We start from the raw sequence: 1,964 nt of genomic DNA, 5'->3' as shown, positions 1-1,964 counted from the left end.
GGGACGGAAGGCTCATCCGACCCCCGAGGGAACCCTGAGGGGCAACCCCGAGAAGCCCTTCGACGTCCTTGTGACCTGCAGGTCAACGCAAGATCCGACAATCGCACGGTGGCTTCAGGTGTTGCGTATCAGCACACCGCAGCGGGCAGTCCGTAAGCTGTGCCAGACAGGAACTGACGATGGCCCAACCGACGGGGCCTCACCCACAGGCTGACGGGGAACGAAACATGGCGATGATGCGGCTGAGGCGTGAGGACCCCCGCATCGTCGGGCCGTACCGCCTGCACCGGCGACTGGGCGCCGGCGGCATGGGCGTCGTCTACCTCGGCTCCGACCGCCGCGGGCAGCGCGTCGCCCTCAAGCTGATCCGCGCCGAGCTCGCCGAGGACCAGGAGTTCCGCACCCGCTTCGCCCGCGAGATCGCCGCCGCCTCCCGGATCCGGGGCGGCTGCACCGCGCGCGTGGTCGGCTCGGACATCGAGACCGAACGGCCCTGGCTGGCCACCGCGTACGTGCCGGGGCCCTCGCTCTACAAACGGGTCGGCGACGAAGGACCGCTCAACTGGCCCGAGGCCGCCCGGATCGGGGCCGCGCTCGCCGACGGACTGGTCAAGGTGCACGAGGCGGGAGTGGTCCACCGGGACCTCAAGCCGTCCAACATCCTGCTCTCGCCCCGAGGCCCGCGGATCATCGACTTCGGCATCGCGTGGTCGCGCGGCGCCAGCACGCTCACCCACGTCGGCACCGCGGTCGGCTCCCCCGGCTTCCTCGCGCCCGAGCAGGTGCGCGGGGTCGCCGTCACGCCCGCCACCGACGTCTTCGCCTTCGGGGCCACCCTCGCGTACGCACTCACGGGGGACACCCCGTTCGGCTCCGGGGCGTCCTCCGAAGTGATGCTGTACCGGGTCGTCCACGAGGAGCCCGACCTCTCCGCCGTACCGCCGCAACTGGCGCCGCTGATCCGGGCCTGCCTGGCCAAGGAACCCGCCGAACGCCCCGGAGCCGCCGCGCTGCACGAGCGGCTCAGCGAACTGGCGGCGCGCGGTGCGGCCGCCGGGAACGCCGGCGGCGCCCGCGGCACACGACCCGGACGGGCCGCCCCCGCACCCGCTCCGGCCCAGCAGGAGAACGGGCGGCAGAGCGTACCGGCCCCCGGACGCCCGCCCGAGCCGCCCGCCGCGGCACGGGCCCGGGCTGCGGCGGGCCGCCCCGGCGCGCAGGCCGCCGGGGCCGCCGGACGGCGACCCCAGGGACCGGCCGCGCCCGCGCCGCGGCCCGAAGCCACGCCGGTGACCCGCCCGCTGCGGGCGCGTCCGGACCGTCCGCAGACCCCGCCCCCGGGCCGCCCCGGCCCCCACGACCGGGCACGCCCCCGGGACCGCCAGCACACCCCCGCCCCCGGCGGGCGGCCCGGCACCGCCCGGCAGCGGCTGCTCCGGCAGCGACTGGTGGTCTTCGTCACCGTGACCATCGGGGTGGCGCTGGCCATCGCGGCGGCGCAGGGCTGCGAGAACCGGGACAACCGGAGCGTGCGGCCACCGAGCGCGGTGGTGGTGAATACGGGCTCCGGCGGCGAACAGGCGGTGCCGGGGACCTCGGCGGACGTCGTGCCGCAGTCCTCGACCGCGCCACAGTCCTCGACCGCGCCGCTCCCGGCGGCGGCGCGCAGTGGCGCGGACAGCGGGCTGACAGCCCCGCAGGCGCCCGTGCCACCGGTGGACTGGCCCAACCGCAGCTACCCCGACGGGGCCGGCGGGCCGGCCGTCGCCCTGCAGAACGGGCACTCGGTCGGGGCCGGACCGCAGGTCACGCTGAGCGCGGTGCTGCCGGCCCGGTACAAGGGCCTGCCGGCCGCGGTGGTCGTCCTGCGGCGGGCGGAGGGTTCGACCCAGGTCGACCTCGTCCAGCTCTACACCTTCACCGGGGACACCCCGGTCGCCACCACCTCCCGCACCTCGGTGGCG

1 pseudogene is annotated in these 1,964 nt (G+C 76.2%); it reads left to right on the top strand.

The features are described 5' to 3' along the window. Positions 1-227: 227 nt before the first annotated feature. Positions 228-1,511, top strand: a pseudogene (locus ACIQOV_RS39370) (serine/threonine-protein kinase); the annotation flags it as partial. Positions 1,512-1,964 lie beyond the last annotated feature (453 nt).

This window comes from Kitasatospora sp. NPDC091257, from assembly GCF_044757675.1.
GTDB classification, from domain to species: domain Bacteria; phylum Actinomycetota; class Actinomycetes; order Streptomycetales; family Streptomycetaceae; genus Kitasatospora; species Kitasatospora lactacystinica.
This window is presented reverse-complemented; position numbering and strand designations above follow the sequence as displayed.